The sequence below is a fragment of the Clostridium sp. MCC328 genome (assembly GCF_018785465.1).
GTDB lineage: Bacteria > Bacillota > Clostridia > Lachnospirales > Lachnospiraceae > Pilosibacter > Pilosibacter fragilis.
Genome location: NZ_WQPW01000052.1, coordinates 31,713 through 47,541 on the forward strand (window position 1 = coordinate 31,713; position 15,829 = coordinate 47,541).

Annotated in this window: 14 protein-coding genes and 1 other annotated feature; all 14 genes read right to left on the reverse strand. The window is 51.8% G+C overall.

Annotated elements, in window-relative coordinates; genetic code table 11:
• Positions 1 to 68: 68 nt before the first annotated feature.
• Positions 69 to 491, reverse strand: coding sequence for a stage V sporulation protein AB (locus tag GPK83_RS08780; protein WP_015554809.1), 423 nt, complete (start codon positions 489 to 491; stop codon positions 69 to 71).
• Entirely contained in the window at positions 481 to 1,113 is a 633-nt protein-coding gene (locus GPK83_RS08785) for a stage V sporulation protein AA (RefSeq protein WP_117469821.1), read from the reverse strand. Before GPK83_RS08785 ends, GPK83_RS08780 begins: the two co-directional genes overlap by 11 nt.
• A complete protein-coding gene (locus tag GPK83_RS08790; RefSeq protein ID WP_015554811.1) occupies positions 1,110 to 1,334 on the reverse strand; it encodes a hypothetical protein in 225 nt (74 codons plus the stop codon). The genes GPK83_RS08785 and GPK83_RS08790 overlap by 4 nt, the downstream gene beginning before the upstream one ends.
• Positions 1,335 to 1,438: 104 nt before the next feature.
• Entirely contained in the window at positions 1,439 to 2,158 is a 720-nt protein-coding gene (locus tag GPK83_RS08795) for a SigB/SigF/SigG family RNA polymerase sigma factor (RefSeq protein WP_117469822.1), read from the reverse strand.
• Between the two features lie 4 nt (positions 2,159 to 2,162).
• Complete coding sequence (spoIIAB, locus tag GPK83_RS08800) at positions 2,163 to 2,675, reverse strand: anti-sigma F factor (RefSeq protein WP_345941790.1); 513 nt, start codon at positions 2,673 to 2,675, stop codon at positions 2,163 to 2,165.
• 2 nt (positions 2,676 to 2,677) lie between these two features.
• The gene (locus tag GPK83_RS08805) at positions 2,678 to 3,019 is read right to left on the reverse strand and encodes an anti-sigma factor antagonist (protein WP_117469823.1); all 342 of its coding nucleotides are present in this window, start codon (positions 3,017 to 3,019) and stop codon (positions 2,678 to 2,680) included.
• Positions 3,020 to 3,278: 259 nt separating this feature from the next.
• Positions 3,279 to 4,583 carry a tetratricopeptide repeat protein gene (locus tag GPK83_RS08810; RefSeq protein ID WP_117469824.1) on the reverse strand — a complete coding sequence of 435 codons (1,305 nt, stop codon included), beginning with the start codon at positions 4,581 to 4,583 and terminating at the stop codon, positions 3,279 to 3,281.
• A gap of 3 nt (positions 4,584 to 4,586) precedes the next feature.
• Positions 4,587 to 4,730 carry a hypothetical protein gene (locus GPK83_RS08815; protein WP_015554816.1) on the reverse strand — a complete coding sequence of 48 codons (144 nt, stop codon included), beginning with the start codon at positions 4,728 to 4,730 and terminating at the stop codon, positions 4,587 to 4,589.
• Between the two features lie 141 nt (positions 4,731 to 4,871).
• Entirely contained in the window at positions 4,872 to 6,227 is a 1,356-nt protein-coding gene (locus GPK83_RS08820) for a folylpolyglutamate synthase/dihydrofolate synthase family protein (protein WP_117552179.1), read from the reverse strand.
• A 352-nt stretch (positions 6,228 to 6,579) separates the two neighbouring features.
• On the reverse strand, positions 6,580 to 9,231 hold the full coding sequence (locus GPK83_RS08825) for a valine--tRNA ligase (protein ID WP_015554817.1): 2,652 nt from the start codon (positions 9,229 to 9,231) through the stop codon (positions 6,580 to 6,582).
• A gap of 128 nt (positions 9,232 to 9,359) precedes the next feature.
• The gene (locus tag GPK83_RS08830; RefSeq protein WP_117471860.1) at positions 9,360 to 9,569 is read right to left on the reverse strand and encodes a DUF6472 family protein; all 210 of its coding nucleotides are present in this window, start codon (positions 9,567 to 9,569) and stop codon (positions 9,360 to 9,362) included.
• 124 nt (positions 9,570 to 9,693) lie between these two features.
• Positions 9,694 to 9,928, reverse strand: a binding site (T-box leader).
• Between the two features lie 114 nt (positions 9,929 to 10,042).
• On the reverse strand, positions 10,043 to 10,852 hold the full coding sequence (locus tag GPK83_RS08835) for a hypothetical protein (RefSeq protein ID WP_015554821.1): 810 nt from the start codon (positions 10,850 to 10,852) through the stop codon (positions 10,043 to 10,045).
• Complete coding sequence (locus tag GPK83_RS08840; RefSeq protein WP_215704572.1) at positions 10,849 to 12,075, reverse strand: DUF5716 family protein; 1,227 nt, start codon at positions 12,073 to 12,075, stop codon at positions 10,849 to 10,851. The genes GPK83_RS08835 and GPK83_RS08840 overlap by 4 nt, the downstream gene beginning before the upstream one ends.
• A 13-nt stretch (positions 12,076 to 12,088) precedes the next feature.
• Positions 12,089 to 15,661, reverse strand: a complete 3,573-nt coding sequence (locus GPK83_RS08845; protein WP_215704573.1) for a DUF5717 family protein — start codon at positions 15,659 to 15,661, stop codon at positions 12,089 to 12,091.
• Between the last annotated feature and the right edge of the window lie 168 nt (positions 15,662 to 15,829).

A 15,829-nucleotide genomic window follows, 5' to 3' on the forward strand; every position in this document is an offset into this window, starting at 1 on the left:
ATCAGAATCACTGCGCATCCTCGCGGAGCGTTTATCTCAGTCGGAGATCAGACTCCCACTGAGATAAATCATCCGAATCCCCGCAGAAAATACACTGCCGATCCAAATGCCTTTCCCGCAGCCACCGCCAGGATCACATACTGCAGCCCCACCGCCAGCCCGATCCGGCGGTTCAGGATCGGCAGTGCCTTTAGCGTTTCCGCCAAAGACATCACAAGGCATCCCACGAAAATTCCGACAGCCGTCCCACACACTGCGAGCACAAACTTTCCAGGGAACGGAAACGCCACGCTGTAGAAGTCCGCCAGATTCCCCCATGTTCCCCCGAGGATCAGAAGCGTCTCATAGAGGATCACATGCTCCGCTGTGTGGGTCACACCGATGAGTCTCGGAAACACGCCGATGATGGCGAGGAAGGCAAAGATTCCGGCAGCGATCACTGCCCCGGCACCGAGGCCTGCAAAGGCCAGAATCCCAAGCTTAAGATACATCGACCCCTGACTCCTTTCTCCCGCCATTTTTGATCAACGTCTTATTTAAGTTCTCCTCGTAGAGCCGCATCTCCACCTCTATGGGCGTAGGGTCCACCGTGATCTTCCAGGAGGCGAAATGGTTGAAGAACAATAAAATCCCCAGGGCCAGTCCCACGGAGTAGGACGCCTCCAGGATCGTCGGTCCGTCCGCCCGGGTCCCGATGATCATCTCATAGAACTTCGCGAACACATCCGTCACGTTTGCGTCGTTGTTGAATGTCATGATGGCAAACGCCGCCCCGAAAAACGCCACCGCGGACACCATGGCCGTCTTCATCCACTCCCATACCAGACTTTCCTTCTTCCCTGCCCGGTATGTGACCACGAAATCCGATTCCCCGAGATTGTCCACCTGGATATTCTGGCCGGTCTTCTCGATCTTTTCCACGAGTTCCATGACATTTCCAACAAACGCTGCCTCTTTTCCCTTCCCGGAAAATGAGGTGATTTTCACGGCTTTCGCCTTCGCCTCCGCAGCCCTGTCGCTGCTGTGGACATCGGCGATCATTCCGAGGTACACTTCCGGCTCATAAACTTCCTTCACCTGGGGAAGCTTTAAGTAGATCGTCGTGCTGCTCATGCGCTCCACGGCTTTCTGTCCATATCCCCAATGGTCTTTAAAACCCCTGTGACAGTGCCTCGGCAGACTTCCATTTCCGTCCCCGGCACCATCACGAATGTCCCCGACTGCTCCGCTTTCTTTGCCGGGACCGCCACGAGAAAATACCAGAACACAAACACCAGTACTGCCAGCGCCAGCACCGCAAAAATGATCTCCACGTAGTCCTTTAACGGTTTCATAATATTCCACCTTCTCATCCTGTTTATCGCATTGCTTTACGCAAATAGGATGTTCCGAATCAATGGACATTATACATAACCATGGGCAGAATCATTTTCATCTTTTATGAAGTCAGTCTCTCCCTCATCTCCCTCAAGATCTTCTTCTCCAGCCGCGACACCTGCACCTGGGAGATTCCAAGCCGCCCTGCGATCACGGTCTGGGTCATATTTTCAAAATACCGCATTTTTATGATCTGCTGTTCCTTCTCCCCGAGACCGGATAAAAGCTCCGCCAGCACGATCCGGTCCAGGACCCTGTCATTCTCCGATGTCTTTTCCGCGATCTTATCCGCCAGACAGCCTCCGGATTCATCCCCGGCATCGAAGGGCTCGTAGATGGATCCGACTCTCGCCCCAGCTTCCATGGATGCCGCAACCTCCTCACGGCTGGCTCCCACCGACCTTGCAAGCTCCTCCACTGTCGGCTCCCGCCCGAGGTCCGCCTCCAGCTTTTCTCTCGCCGCCCCGACTTTTCCCGCCAGTTCCTTTAGCGGCCTGCTGACCTTGATCATCCCGTCATCCCGGAGAAATCTCCTGATCTCCCCGGTGATCATGGGAACGGCATAGGTGGAAAACCGGACGCCCAATTCTGTGTCGAAATGGTCGATGGCCTTTATAAGACCGATGTTCCCGATCTGGAACAGGTCATCCGGTTCCGGTCCTCTCCCGATAAATCTCCGGACGATACTCCAGACAAGGCCCGCGTTCTCCATGACGAGGCGGTCCCTCGCCTCTTTATCCCCTGCGTGTGAACGTTTTAAGAGTTCCGCAGTGTCCGCCATCCCGTCACCTGCCGATCTTCTTTTTCATGGTGACGGAGGTTCCCTTTCCCGGTGCGGAGACCACCTCCACCCGGTCCATGAAGGCCTCCATGAAGGAGAATCCCATGCCGGACCTCCCGTCCTCCGGACATGTGGTGAACATGGGTTCCATGGCCTGCTCCACGTCGCGGATCCCGACGCCCTCATCCCGCACCGTCACAGAAAGCAGCTGTTCCTTTTCCCATGCCGTCGCCGAAAGATAGATCTTTCCTTCCTGTCCCCGGTATCCGTGGATCACCGCGTTCGTCACTGCCTCCGACACGGCGGTCTTGATATCGTCCAGTTCCTCCAGCGTCGGGTCCAGACGGCTCGCGAAAACGGCTGCCACGACTCTCGCGAACTCCTCGTTCTCTGACCGGCTCTCCATAATAAGTTCCATAGTCTCACACTCCGGCATTCCTACATTTTTCCCGTTCTCTCCAGTCTGCTCTGCCTGTACTTTCTGCGTTTCCTGTACGGTCTGTCCTGTCTCTTCCATCCCTATACCTCCCTGCTGTAGATTGCTTCTTCTTTTGACTCATACTGATGCATCAGCCCCAGAATTCCCGCAACCTTTAAAACCCGCATCACCTGCGGGCAGGCACCGTAAAAACCGGTATGGCCTGCTTTCATCTGCTTGTAGCGGTTTAAGAGGACGCCGATGCCGGAGCTGTCCATGAACCGGGTACGCGTAAAATCGAAAATGATTCTGGAGACATAATTTTCCGCCATCAGAAGGTCCGTCTCATATCTCAGATTCCGGCAGTTGTGATGGTCGAACTCCTTCGGCAGGTGAATGATGAGTGTGGGGCCTTTTGCCTCGTATACGAATGAATCTTCCATAAATTTTTCCTCCCATTTCAAAATTTTGCAGCCAAATTCAGCCCACAGCCTGTATCCCAATGCGAGGCTGATTTTCACAAATTTTTCTTACCTCAAAACAGCTTTCTAAATCCATTCTCCTGTAGTTTTCTAGTCTGAAACAACAAAAAAGAGACCTCACAGTATTTTCTTCTGTAAAGTCTCTTTTAAGTTTTTTTGAAGTAAGTTTTATCAACGAACCTCTATACACTCTCTGTGAAACAGAAACCAGAATTGCTCCTTAGTATCCTCTCTCTTCCTTCGCCTTCTCCGCAAACTCCGAATCCGCAAAGTTCATGATGACCTGTCCGAACATCTGGTTCGCGTTGTCGGTATCGCCCTTTGCCTTGTATACCATTCCCATGTTGTAGATGACTTCCGGGTTCTTATCGTTGAATTCCATATATCTCTCATAATAGCGGAGCGCTGAGTCGTAGTCCCCGACAGAGTTTGACTGGGCTGCTGCCGCCATAAGGACTGTCGGGGCGTTGGCATCCATGTCCGCCTTGATTTCATTTAAGATCGCCACAGAGCTGTCATCCGTGATCTTCGACTGATCCATATCCACATAAGTCAGAACCGCCGTGTTCGTATCCCCTTTGCGGTACGCGTCCAGGATCTTTGCGAGCGCCGCGTACTGGTTCACCGTGCTTCCGGAATCGCCCTTTAAGTCATTTAACTGGCCTTCCGCGTCCTCCTTCTGCTTCTGGTAATCCTCAACCTGGAGCTTCAACTTGTCCGTCTCCTGGTTCGCGATATTTAACTTATCCGTGTAGGACTGCATCTCCTGATTATGTTCATAGTTTAACGTTCGCTCCCTCGCCGGCATGATGAGGAACACGACCATGACCGCACCCAGGACAAGACCAATACCGATGTTGATGATGGACTGCCAGCCCGTGTTCTCCTTGTAGGTCGGAGGCAGAATAACGTCATCGTCCTGCATCTCCCTGTGGGAAAACGCGTTCTTCATCTTCCGTTTCTCGACCTCCGCCTTGCCGGTCCGGCTCTTTACGTATTCCATGTACCGGGTGGCTTTCTCGTTATTGTTATCGATCTGAAGTACCTTGAACAGGGATTTTCCGGCTTTCGTGTAGTCCCCGTGCTCCATGTAGAGAAGCGCCAGAAGCAGATGCGCTTTCACGAAATTCGGCTTCTCGTCGACAATCCTCTTAAGCTGCAGGACCGCCAGATCATCACTGTCATTCTGGGCATAGAATAATGCCTGATTGAACTTCTTTACCATCTGGCTTGCGATCTCAAGCTGTCCCGGCTTTCTCTGGACCTCATCGAGGTAATAGTCTGCCCGGTTTCCGTCCGGCTGGAGATTGATGCTGATGACCCACTGGATCAGCGCATCTGACGTCTCACCCATCTCGTAAAAGATCAGTCCAAGAAGGTTTCTGGCATCTGTGTGGTATTTATTAAACTGCAGGGCGCGTTTTAAGAATCTCGCCGCCCCGGAAAGGTTTCTCTCCTTTGCCATTTCCAGACCGCGGTTGTAGTAGCTGTTGGCCGCGTACTGGATCTTCTGCATCTCATCCATATATTACTTTTCCTTTTTGATATCCTTCATGATGTCCATCATAATATCTGCCATATCTGTGAGATCGCTTTTTACGATGGCGTCGCTGACCGCCTCCACCTCAAGACTCGGCTTGAAGCGCTCGATCTCTTCCTCAAAGTTGATCATTTTTCTTCCTCCTTTGGTGTCCCGGCAGCAGCATACTGTCACCGGAACTCACCGCATGTCAATCTGCACCTGAAAATGCTCTGTTGATCAGTTCTGCGGTTCCCTGTTCTGCTTTATTTGCCGCATACCGGAACGGTCCGGTTAACTTGTGCTTTTGCTGATCTGTTCCTTTACTTCCCCCGCAAGATACAGTGACCCCGCGATAAGCGAAAGATCCCGTTCCCCATGCAGGCCAAGCAATTCCTTCACGGCATGTTTCACATCCCGGCTCACCCGGTACTCCGTCTCTTCTCCATATTCCGCCCGCAACTTTTCTGCCGCCGCTTCCAAATCCTCCACGGAGAGGGTCCGGTGTGACTCCATTTTCGATAAGATCCACAGATCCGGTTTCAGCCGCTCTGCAATCTCACGCAGCATCCGTTGATGATCCTTGTCCGCGGAGACCGCAAACAGGATCCGCACATGATCCGGCTTCCGAAGTTCCTTTAATCTGCAGGCCGCGTCGAGAAATGCCCGGATCCCATCCGCATTGTGGGCCCCGTCGAGGTAGACACCAGTGCTGATCTCCTCCATTCTTGCAGGCCATTTTGCCTTTTTTACTCCCTCTGCCGCCTGTCCAGGCGCCACCGGAAGTCCGGAAACCTCCAATGCCCGGATCGCCAGAGCTGCGTTCATGAGCTGGTAGGGAGCTGCAAATGGGATCTCAAACAAAATCTCTTCACCACGATAGGAAAAGCTCATTTCCTGATGTCCTGCCACGCCCGGATCCGGAGATTTTACGAGACAAGGCCGGATCCCGCGACAGACTTCATCCGGCGTCACTGGAAATCCTTCAGATTTCATCTCCTTTGCTTTCGCAAAGATCACCGCCGCTGCTTCCGATGAACTGTCATCATACACCACAGGACGCCGGGACTTTATGATCCCCGCTTTATGTGCCGCGATCTCCGGGATCGTGGATCCTAAAAACGCTGTATGATCGATGCTGATGGACGTGATGACGGAGACAAGCGGATTTTCCACAACATTCGTCACATCGTAAGTTCCGCCCATTCCTGTCTCTAACACGAGCACCCTCACACCCGCGTTCCGGAATATGCAGAGTCCCATGTAAAATAAAAATTCAAAATAGGTGGGATGGGGCTCTCCTCTCCTTTCCCATATCCTGCAGGCATGCTGTACCTCCAGGAATGCCCTGATAAATTCCGGCTCCGGGACCATCTCCCCATTTATAAGGAACCGCTCCCGGATATCCACAAGATGGGGGGACAAGAATGACCCACAGGGAATTTTTGCTTCCCGGATCATGGAAGTAAGGAATGCGCAGACGGAACCTTTTCCGTTGGTTCCCGCCACATGGATCACTTGAAATTTCCGGTCCGGTTCTCCAAGAATACCAAGAAATTCCCGTACTTTTAAAAGACTGCTCTTTTTTCTCGCATATCCCGGGATCGCCTCGATCTGATCCCAGACTTCCTGCATCGTTATGTACTCCAAGAAATCGCCTCCTGTTGTGACCTGCAATCGGAACGCTGTCTGGCGTTATTCTCGGTACAGAAAATATATGCCGTAAACGGCAGCGTTTCTTTCACTTATGATACCTGTTTATGGTATTTTTTGCAACCAGAACATGTCGGAAAGATTCGACAGGATTGCTGTATCCTACGGTATTTTGTGAACGAAAAAATGCTGTATGATACAGTGGCGGCAGCAGTCTGCTCCTCCCATAAAATGAACAGCCACAGGCCATAAAACCTGCGGCTGCCCTGACAGCAGGTCATGTTCCACCCGCTGTCCTTTCCTGCTGAAACCATTCAGCACTTTCATGCCATGGTCATATTTTCATCGATTACTTACCAAGCTGAGCCAGACGAGTCTTTACCTGCTCCATCATCTCGGTGTACTTCTGGAGTTTTGCCTTCTCCTCATCGATCTTCGCCTGCGGTGCCTTGCTTACGAACTTTTCGTTTGCAAGCATTCCGTTTACGCGGGCAAGCTCTTTTGTGAGGCGCTCTTCTTCCTTCTTTAAGCGCTCGGTCTCCTTCTCGATGTCGACAAGCTCAGCGAACGGCATATAGATCGCTGCCTTCGGGATCACTGCGGATACAGCGTCCTCACCGATTCCTGTCTTATCCTTCTGGATCACTACCTCACTGGCGGAAGCAAGGGTACTGAAGAATACACGGCTGTTCTCGAAGATATCCGTGAGATCGGCATCCTCAGTCACAACAAATACTTTTGCCTTTCTGCTCGGCGGAACGTTCATGGATGTGCGCACATTACGGATCGCGCGGACAGCCTCTTTGATGACCTCTACCGCGTGCTCGTCTGCCGCGAAGTTCCACTCTTCCTTATATACCGGCCAGGAGGAGATCATGATGGACGGCTCCTCATCCTGTAAATTGCAGAAGATCTCTTCTGTGATAAACGGCATGAACGGATGTAAGAGCTTTAAGGAATTGATCAGAACCGTCTTTAAGGTCCAGATCGCAGCCGCCTTCGTCCGGTCCTCATCGTTCCAGAGACGCGGTTTTACCATCTCGATATACCAGTCACAGAATTCCTCCCATACGAAGTCGTAGACCTTCTGGAGAGCGATTCCAAGCTCGTACTTGTCCATGTTTTCCGTTACTTCCTTCGCGAGGTCATTGACCTTGGAGAGGATCCATTTATCTGCTGCCGTGAGGTCTGTAAGCTTTGCCTCGCCTGCCGGCGCTTTCTCGATATTCATCATGATGAAACGGCTCGCGTTCCATACCTTGTTTGCGAAGTTTCTGCTGGCCTCGACTCTCTCCCAGTAGAAACGCATATCGTTGCCCGGTGCATTTCCTGTCATAAGTGTCATACGGAGAGCATCCGCGCCGTACTTGTCGATCACCTCTAACGGATCAATACCGTTTCCTAAGGACTTACTCATCTTGCGTCCCTGAGAATCGCGGACAAGACCATGGATCAGGACAGTGTTGAACGGGCACTCGCCTGTCTGCTCAAGTCCCGAGAATACCATACGGATAACCCAGAAGAAGATGATATCGTATCCGGTAACGAGAACGTCGGTCGGATAGAAGTACTTCATCTCATCGGTTTCCTTCGGCCAGCCCAGTGTAGAGAACGGCCATAACGCGGAGGAGAACCAGGTATCAAGGGTGTCCTCATCCTGCTTTAAATGTGTGCAGCCGCACTTCGGGCACTTCTCCGGCATCATCTTCGCAACCGTCATCTCACCGCACTCTTCACAGTAGTAAGCCGGGATCCTGTGTCCCCACCAGAGCTGTCTGGAGATACACCAGTCGCGGATCCCCTCAAGCCAGTGGAGATATGTCTTACCGAAGCTCTCCGGAACGAATCTTAATTTGCCGCTCTTTAATGCCTCGATGGCCGGTTTTGCCATCTCATCCATCTTTACGAACCACTGCGGTTTTACCATCGGCTCTACGGTTGTGCCGCAGCGGTCATGGGTACCAACGTTGTGGCTGTGCGGAACGATTTTCACGAGAAGGCCCATTTCCTTTAAGTCCTCGACCATGGCTTTTCTCGCCTCGTAGCGGTCCATGCCGAAGTACTTGCCCGGAACATTGATGGTCGCGTCATCGTTCATGATGCAGATCTCTTCCAGATTGTGGCGTTTTCCGACCTCGAAGTCGTTCGGGTCGTGGGCCGGTGTGATCTTTACGCAGCCGGTTCCGAATTCCTTGTCAACATACTCGTCGGCGATCACCGGGATCTCGCGGTCTGTGAGTGGAAGCTTTAACATCTTTCCGATGATGTCTTTGTAACGCTCGTCCTCCGGGTTTACAGCAACGGCTGTATCGCCGAGCAGTGTCTCCGGTCTCGTTGTGGCGATCTCGACAAATCTTCCCTCTTCGCCCACGATCGGGTAGTTGATGTGCCAGAAGAAGCCGTCCTGCTCCTTGTGCTCTACCTCAGCATCGGAGATGGATGTCTTGCAGACCGGACACCAGTTGATGATCCTGGATCCCTTGTAGATATATCCTTTTTCATAAAGGCGTGTAAATACTTCTAAAACAGCCTCAGAACAGCCTGCGTCCATGGTGAAACGCTCTCTGTCCCAGTCAGCGGAGGAGCCGAGCTTGTGGAGCTGTTTGATGATCCTTGTGCCGTACTCATCTTTCCATTTCCAGGCCTCTTTTAAAAATCCCTCACGTCCAAGGTCATTCTTGTTGATGCCCTCTTTTTTTAACTTGTCGATGACCTTGACCTCGGTAGCGATCGCCGCATGGTCTGTTCCCGGCTGCCAGAGTGCCTCATAACCCTGCATTCTCTTGTAACGGATCAGGATATCCTGCATCGTATTGTCGAGGGCATGTCCCATATGGAGCTGTCCTGTAATATTCGGCGGCGGCATTACGATCGTAAACGGCTTTTTGCCCTCGCGTCTTCCTCTCTCCGCGTCAGCGTGGAAATATTTGTTGTCCAGCCATTTCTGGTACAGACGGTCCTCAATGTCCGCCGGATTGTAGGTCTTTTCCAGTTCTTTCATGGTCTTCTCCTTAAAACTTTATCAACATGTTTCTTTTTTGTAACTGCAAAAATGTGGAGCAGTTACTGCTTTTCAATTTACTTTTTTATTATCAGCGCAAAATGCGCAGACTCACAAAATCATCTCGTTTACATCTGTTTTCTTACAACAGCGTACTCATCATCTGCCTGGTAAAAACCGCAGGAAAAGTCACTTCCGCGGAGGAACGCGGACATCTCGTCCTCGTCGAGATCTGCCTCACAGACATAATATCCATACTCGTCATCATATGTGTAAAAGGCGCAGGTCTCGCAGTTCGTGATCCGTACTTTTTTCTGTTTTGCATCTTTTTTTACCATCATGTACTCCTCTCGAAAGGCTGCTGCTGTGCGCCTGCCGGGCACTCCCTCAGCTGCTGCCAACATTCGTAATCCGGGCTATCGCCCTGCTTACTCATATAAGAAAAGCCCTCTGCACTCTCATGCAAAGGGCGAATCACCGCGTTACCACCTTTATTTACTGTCCGGATCCAGAACGATCCTCCAAACAGCATCTCTTCGTTCTTAACGAGGTCTCTCCCCGGGAACAGCTACTTTTTATTTCACCATTCCGGCTCCGAAGCTACCTTCCATTTTTGCATTTCCGGACCGACTTCCAGCCTATGATCAGTCCTCTCTGAAGGTGCAGAAAATGTACTCCTCTTCTTCCCAGCCTTTCTTATATTCCATGGAGCAGGTCTCTTTATCAGCCGCCTGTTCCATATCACGGTCATTTGATTTTTCCGGCCGCTCTTACATAATATAGTAGAATCCTGATAAAATGTCAAGGGAAACTACAGCATTCTCCTGTATTCCATCTTCCACTGATTCAGGATATCCCCCGCCGCTGCGATCCGGCCAGCCGGGTCTTTCTCGAATACGGCGGCAAGCTTCAGCGTCTCCGGCGCCTTCTCTGACTCTTCTCTCGCCTCTTCCACTTCTTTATTCCAGACTTCCTTATCATCCTCCCCGATCATCTCCCGGAATTTATCCTTAAGCGAAAGCTCCGGATTCAGTATCGTGAGGAAGTACATGCGTTTCACATACTCCGCCTCCGGCTTCGCATTCCAGGCATTCTCGTAGGCGTGCATAGCTTTCTGGTAACAGAAGAGTTTCGCGTAGCAGGCCGCGATATTGTTCCAGACTTTTCCCCGGAAATCCCCGGAGAGATGGCGTCCGGCCCCATCTAAGATCTGCTCGTAGATCGTGACCGCTTTTCCGAAAAGATCCAGACCATAGAAATAATCTGCGCGGCGCTTCTCGTACTCTTCCTCTGAGAGTTTTTTCAGTCCGTTCACGGTCTGTCGGTAAGCCGCCTGCTCCTTTGGGGTATAGTAATTACATTCCTTGAGGATCAGGTACAGAATCTCCTCCGTCGCCCCGTGGCTGTCCAACCATTTTTCCACCCGTTCCGCGAGAAACGGCATCCGAAGCTCACTTCTTAAAAACTCAGTCAGGCGTTTATCAATAAATCCCTCCAGCACCAGCAGCGGATTGTTGTAGATCACATAGCAGAGCTCCTGGGAGGAGTAGAGATGGATCCCAAGATCCTCGATATAAAGCGGAACCGTTACCGGTTCCTGTCTGCAGAGAATCAGGCTCATAATGTCACCTCCTGACGGACCACCGCGTCCGTTTTCGGGAACAGTTCCCCAAATCCCTGGTCCGTGAGCTTGACCACCATGGTCTTCTCATCTAAAAATCCCACAGCCACCCGGATCTTCGTCGTTTTGTTCGGGCGGTCCGGAAATCCCTCCAGGGGGATCTTCACGGTCCGTTTTTTCTTCGGCTCCTGCTGCGGTGTGATCGTAAAGCAGATCTCCTTCTCCCCGTCCGGGATCACTTCCACCACACTTCTCGCCTCGTACCAGCTCTCACCGGCGGATGCCAGACTGATCTCCGTCTTTGTATCCCGCTTCATAACCTCCAGAGAGACCGTGGACTTTAATTTTCCCTCGCAGAGACATACAAAGGATCCGGAACCGCTCTCGTTTAAGTAATCCTCAGCCTTCATGGCCGCACCTTTTGCGAAGATAGCTGTCTCCACGAAGACTCTTCTCCGGTTACAGATCTGCTTCATAAATTCCGGCGCCCAGTCGGTTCTCGCGAAACCTTTTCCCGTCAGGAAGATCGAGGAAAAGATCTTTTTCTGTAAAAACCGCTCTCCGCAGGCGCACAGGATCTTGTCTGCCATCTTTGCCCCGGAGCCTGTATCGAGAACGCTGAGGCTGAAACCCTCTTCCAGCTCCTCATGCTCCGCGATGGCTGTCATCTGGCGCGGTCCTCTCGTGACCTTCAGTTCATAGTAACGCAGGTCCTCATCGGATAAGGAAAACATGCCAACCTGACCGCCCCAGACATCTCTTCTCTGGTTCAGCACATAGTAGACGAAGCATTCCGTGTGGCTTGCGATATGGACATTTCCTCTCGGGATCCCAAGAGCTTCCACGCTGGCCGTAAGTCCCTCCAAAAGCTTCATCTCCAAATTTTTGAGGCTGATGACCAGCTCATCGATCCTCTGTCCTGCATACTCCGCACGCACCATGGCGAGGATGCTGCCTAAAAATCTCTGCAGCAGTTCCATTCCACCGTACTTTACGCCTCCAATGGTGGATGTTCCTTCTTTTGCTGCCAGGCTTAGGAGCTTATCAACGATGACGCCCTCGCCCACCAGCGTATATTTATATGCATCTTCCCCCACATACCACTCTTCCGCGGATTTTTTTCTGCAGATGACGGTCGGGAGCATCCACGCCTCCTCACGGCCCAGAACAGCCGCCTGAGTGTAGGTATCACAGAGGTCGATGCCAACGATCAGTTTCTCCATTTATTTGTCCTCATTATGCCAGACGGAACAGCTTTTTCGCGATCTGACTGTCCGTCACGTATTCTGTCATGCTTTCTTTTAATTTCCGGTCATCCTTCATTCCGAGATAGAGGTTCATGGCATTTAAAGCCGTGAAGCGGTTTCCTTTATCCCCCGTTGCCGGTTCGCTGCAGGTCACTTCGCCCTCCGCCTTTTTCACCAGTCTTCCGTCCTCATTCTCCCAGATCTCGTACTCCATGATCTCACCGTCAAACAGGAGTTTCTGGCGCACATAGATCCCTTTATAGACCATGTTCATCTCTTCCTCATGGAACTCTTCTTCGTCCGGCAGGATCCGGATCTTTAAGATCGGTCTTCCGTCCGGTCGTCCATGGTACTCGATGATCTCCTTATCCATGACCTCGCCCGGCATATCCACATATTTTGCAAGATCCTTGTACCACGCGAATACCATACCTCTGGCGGAAAGGATATCCATCATCCGGGATAGCAGGGCCTTCTGCTCCTCAGTGATCTGTGCCAGAGTCGAATAAAATTTCGCCAGCGCCAGAAGATAGATCTCCGGCACCTTCCGAAGCTCCATACCGTGGATCGCGCCTTCCAGATACGCGAATACCTTATCCCCCGGGACTGTGTCACGCAGGAAGTATTCCGTACACTTCACTGTAAAGTACGCCTTCACGATCACATCACTGGTCTCTTTTCTCGACGCGTAAAGGTCAAATACCGTGTCCATATGCTTCTCACAGCCGGAGAAAAGGCACTGGGCCAGCAGGCGCTCCTCAAGGTCATATGTCTCCACATGGGTCTTCACTGCTTCCGCAAGGATCCTGAACATAGATTCCCCGCTGCCGTTATAATGCTCGCAGAGATAATCCAGGATCACGCTGTCCCCGTGTCCGTCCGAAAATACACGCCCTGCAAGGTGGAGGAGCAGGTCATCCTCCTCGAACATCCGGTCTAAGATCAGCTGGGATACCAGAGCCGCGAGACGTTTCACACGGATCTGCTCCTCGCCGAACTCCTTTATCATCTCGTATGCCTGAACCATGTAATTCTGGACAATCAGTGTCTCGCAGACATCCACACGTTCCGGTCTGGAGAGTGTCCTCTTGTCAAGTTTTAAGAGGTACGCTCCACCCTCCGCATCCATAGCCTCATCGTCCCCCAGGAGCGCCGCACGGTAGTAGGAAATGATCCTCGTCAGCATTTTCTGCTGGTAGGCCGGCTTCACCGGGAGTGTATCCAGAACAGTCTCGATCCCGGTCACATCTTCCTTCTCAAGGTCCTTTTTCTCCATGATCTCCAGACACGCCTTCATCTTTAACATCGGGTGGTCCGGGTACATCTCAAAGCATTTTTCTTCCAGTTCCTTCTCATCGAGAACCGGTTCCTTCGTATATTCCACGTCCATGTACCTGTTTCCGAAGGTATCCTGGAACATGATCACGCTGTCTTCAAAGAACAACGGCACATAGGCGGTCTGATTCTGCAGCGGGTAGGCATCCTCACCGGTCAGGATCTCGTTGGAAACGATCACATACTTCATCGCCGCATCCTTCACCTGGATCCGGTTTGCCTTTAAGATACCGGGCAGCACCCGGGCCACCTGATTATCGATCATATCGCGGTAAATGATATGTTTGTAGATCACCGCAAGTCTCCTGTTGATCCGGGACTCGAAAAGCTGCTCCATGGCAAACTTTTCCATCTCCCGCTCGTACTTTTTATAGAGCGGATCGTCCTGCGGAATATAGGCCGCCACATTGGCATAGAGGGCTGCACGGCTCTTCTGGTCCAGATGGGCGCACTCATAGGAGAAGTACAGCAGTACCTGGCGCGGCATCATCTTCTCATAATCATCCGGCAACGCGTAGAGGAAATATTCGTAGATCCTCGTGAGGCTGATCTCCTCATTGATTCCCTTCTCATACCAGGAGAAGCTCTCTTTTCCGCGGACATTTCCCTTAATTAACAGACAGCACACCGCCGTCAGCATGTCCTTCGTCGGGTATTTCTCGTAGAGCTTTGCAAGCAGGCGGTAATACAGGCGGTGGAAGAACTTCGCTCCCGGCGCCAGCGCGCAGATCCGCTCCGCCAGCTCCTGCCCCACGAGGCCATTCATGACTCCGTAGTAGAGGGCATGGATCTCAAAGGCATCCATCGTCTTTAAGAGTTCCGGATTCTTCCCGAAGAGACGCACCGTCTCAATATAGAGGAACGGGCTGCGGCAGCCATTCTTATACTGCATCTTAAAGCTCTCCGCGAGGGCTTCCTCCTCCTCGTACATCTCCGGCAGCATCTTTAACTGCAAAAGCTGCAGATAGAACCGGCCGTTGACGTCCTCCAGCTTTTTCCTGAACAGGCGGACCACAGCGTCCTTCTTCTCCTCGTCCGGTTCCAGACGGTACTGCAGGTACTGGTAATAACAATAGAGTGTTCCGATCCGGTCTCTGAGGGCAGAAACGGTATCCCACGCATCGTCCAGACATAAAGCCGCCTGATCCGGTCTCTCCGCGTCCAGATAAGTCTCCGCCTGCAGGAGGGACAGGATCACAGAACCGCCGTTTGCGCCGCGAATGGCATCCAGCTCGTTCTGGATCTTTCCGAGGACAGCTTTTTTCTCGTAGAGACCGCTCTCGTAGGCCTCACGGAGTTTCATGTACCGGCAGACACCGGCTTTGCTGATCTCGCCCTCAGCGCGCTTTCGATCCGGCTCCTCTCCCATAGCCTCGATCCGGATCACGGTGTCACCGTGGACGGTAAGAAGGCGGATCGCACCGAGGTTCTTTCCCTTGTGCATCCTCTCCGGGTGGATCCTGAATCGCAGATCCAGACGGTCCTCTTCGAAATCCGCCTGAGTGATGACCTTCTTCGGGATCTCGATGAAATCGCCGTCAGCGCGGACTTCCATGTAGAGATAGCCCCAGGTATTTTTCCGCAGGACGACCTTGTCATTCACGATATCCTTCGGCTTGTCATAGATCTTCTTTGCCGTAGATAAGGTCAGCTCGATGGGTTCCTTCACTCCTGTCGCCAGAAAGAATTCCTCCAGGGCATTCTGGCGGTTTCCGTGTCCCCTTAAGCCTTCATAGATCGTGCGGATCCGCAGATCCTTAAACAGCGGCGCTTCCGTAAAATCCCGGTACTCCATGAGGCGCAGCGCCAGTTCCATATCCTTTTTCGCCAGCTCCACAAAATCATCCATAGATTTTAAAGTGGACAGGACACGGACAGACTCAATCATTTCCACACGAAAAAGAAAAGGAACCTCCAGTTCTCCGCTGTTTGTGACAAGCGTGAAGTTTCCCTTGATCAGGTCTCCGTTCTCGCACCAGGAGGTGTCGACTTCGTAGACAATATGGTTTCTTAAGCCTCCGAAGGCGTTCTTTAAGATCTTCACGCGGCTGTGGCTTGAGTAGGCAAGGCCTTTGATATATAAATTGTTCTCACTTGCTAAGTATAGCTCTCTTTTATAAACCGTATCGCTCCCCAGAGTCTCCTCGATCTTCACAGGATCCAGAAACAGCTTCGGCATCTCCGCGTCCACGATTCCTCTGGAAAGGCGCATGATCCGTTCTCTCATATATTTTTCACCTTATATTTATAATCCGATTATGTACGAAGGCTGCAGGTTCCGCCAACGCTTCCGATTCCGCATTGTCAGAACCAGCTGCCGGCCTGAACTTTATTATGGTCATCGCAGGCATATGCTCAGACCTGCTGATTTATTACGTGGTATCATCATAGCACA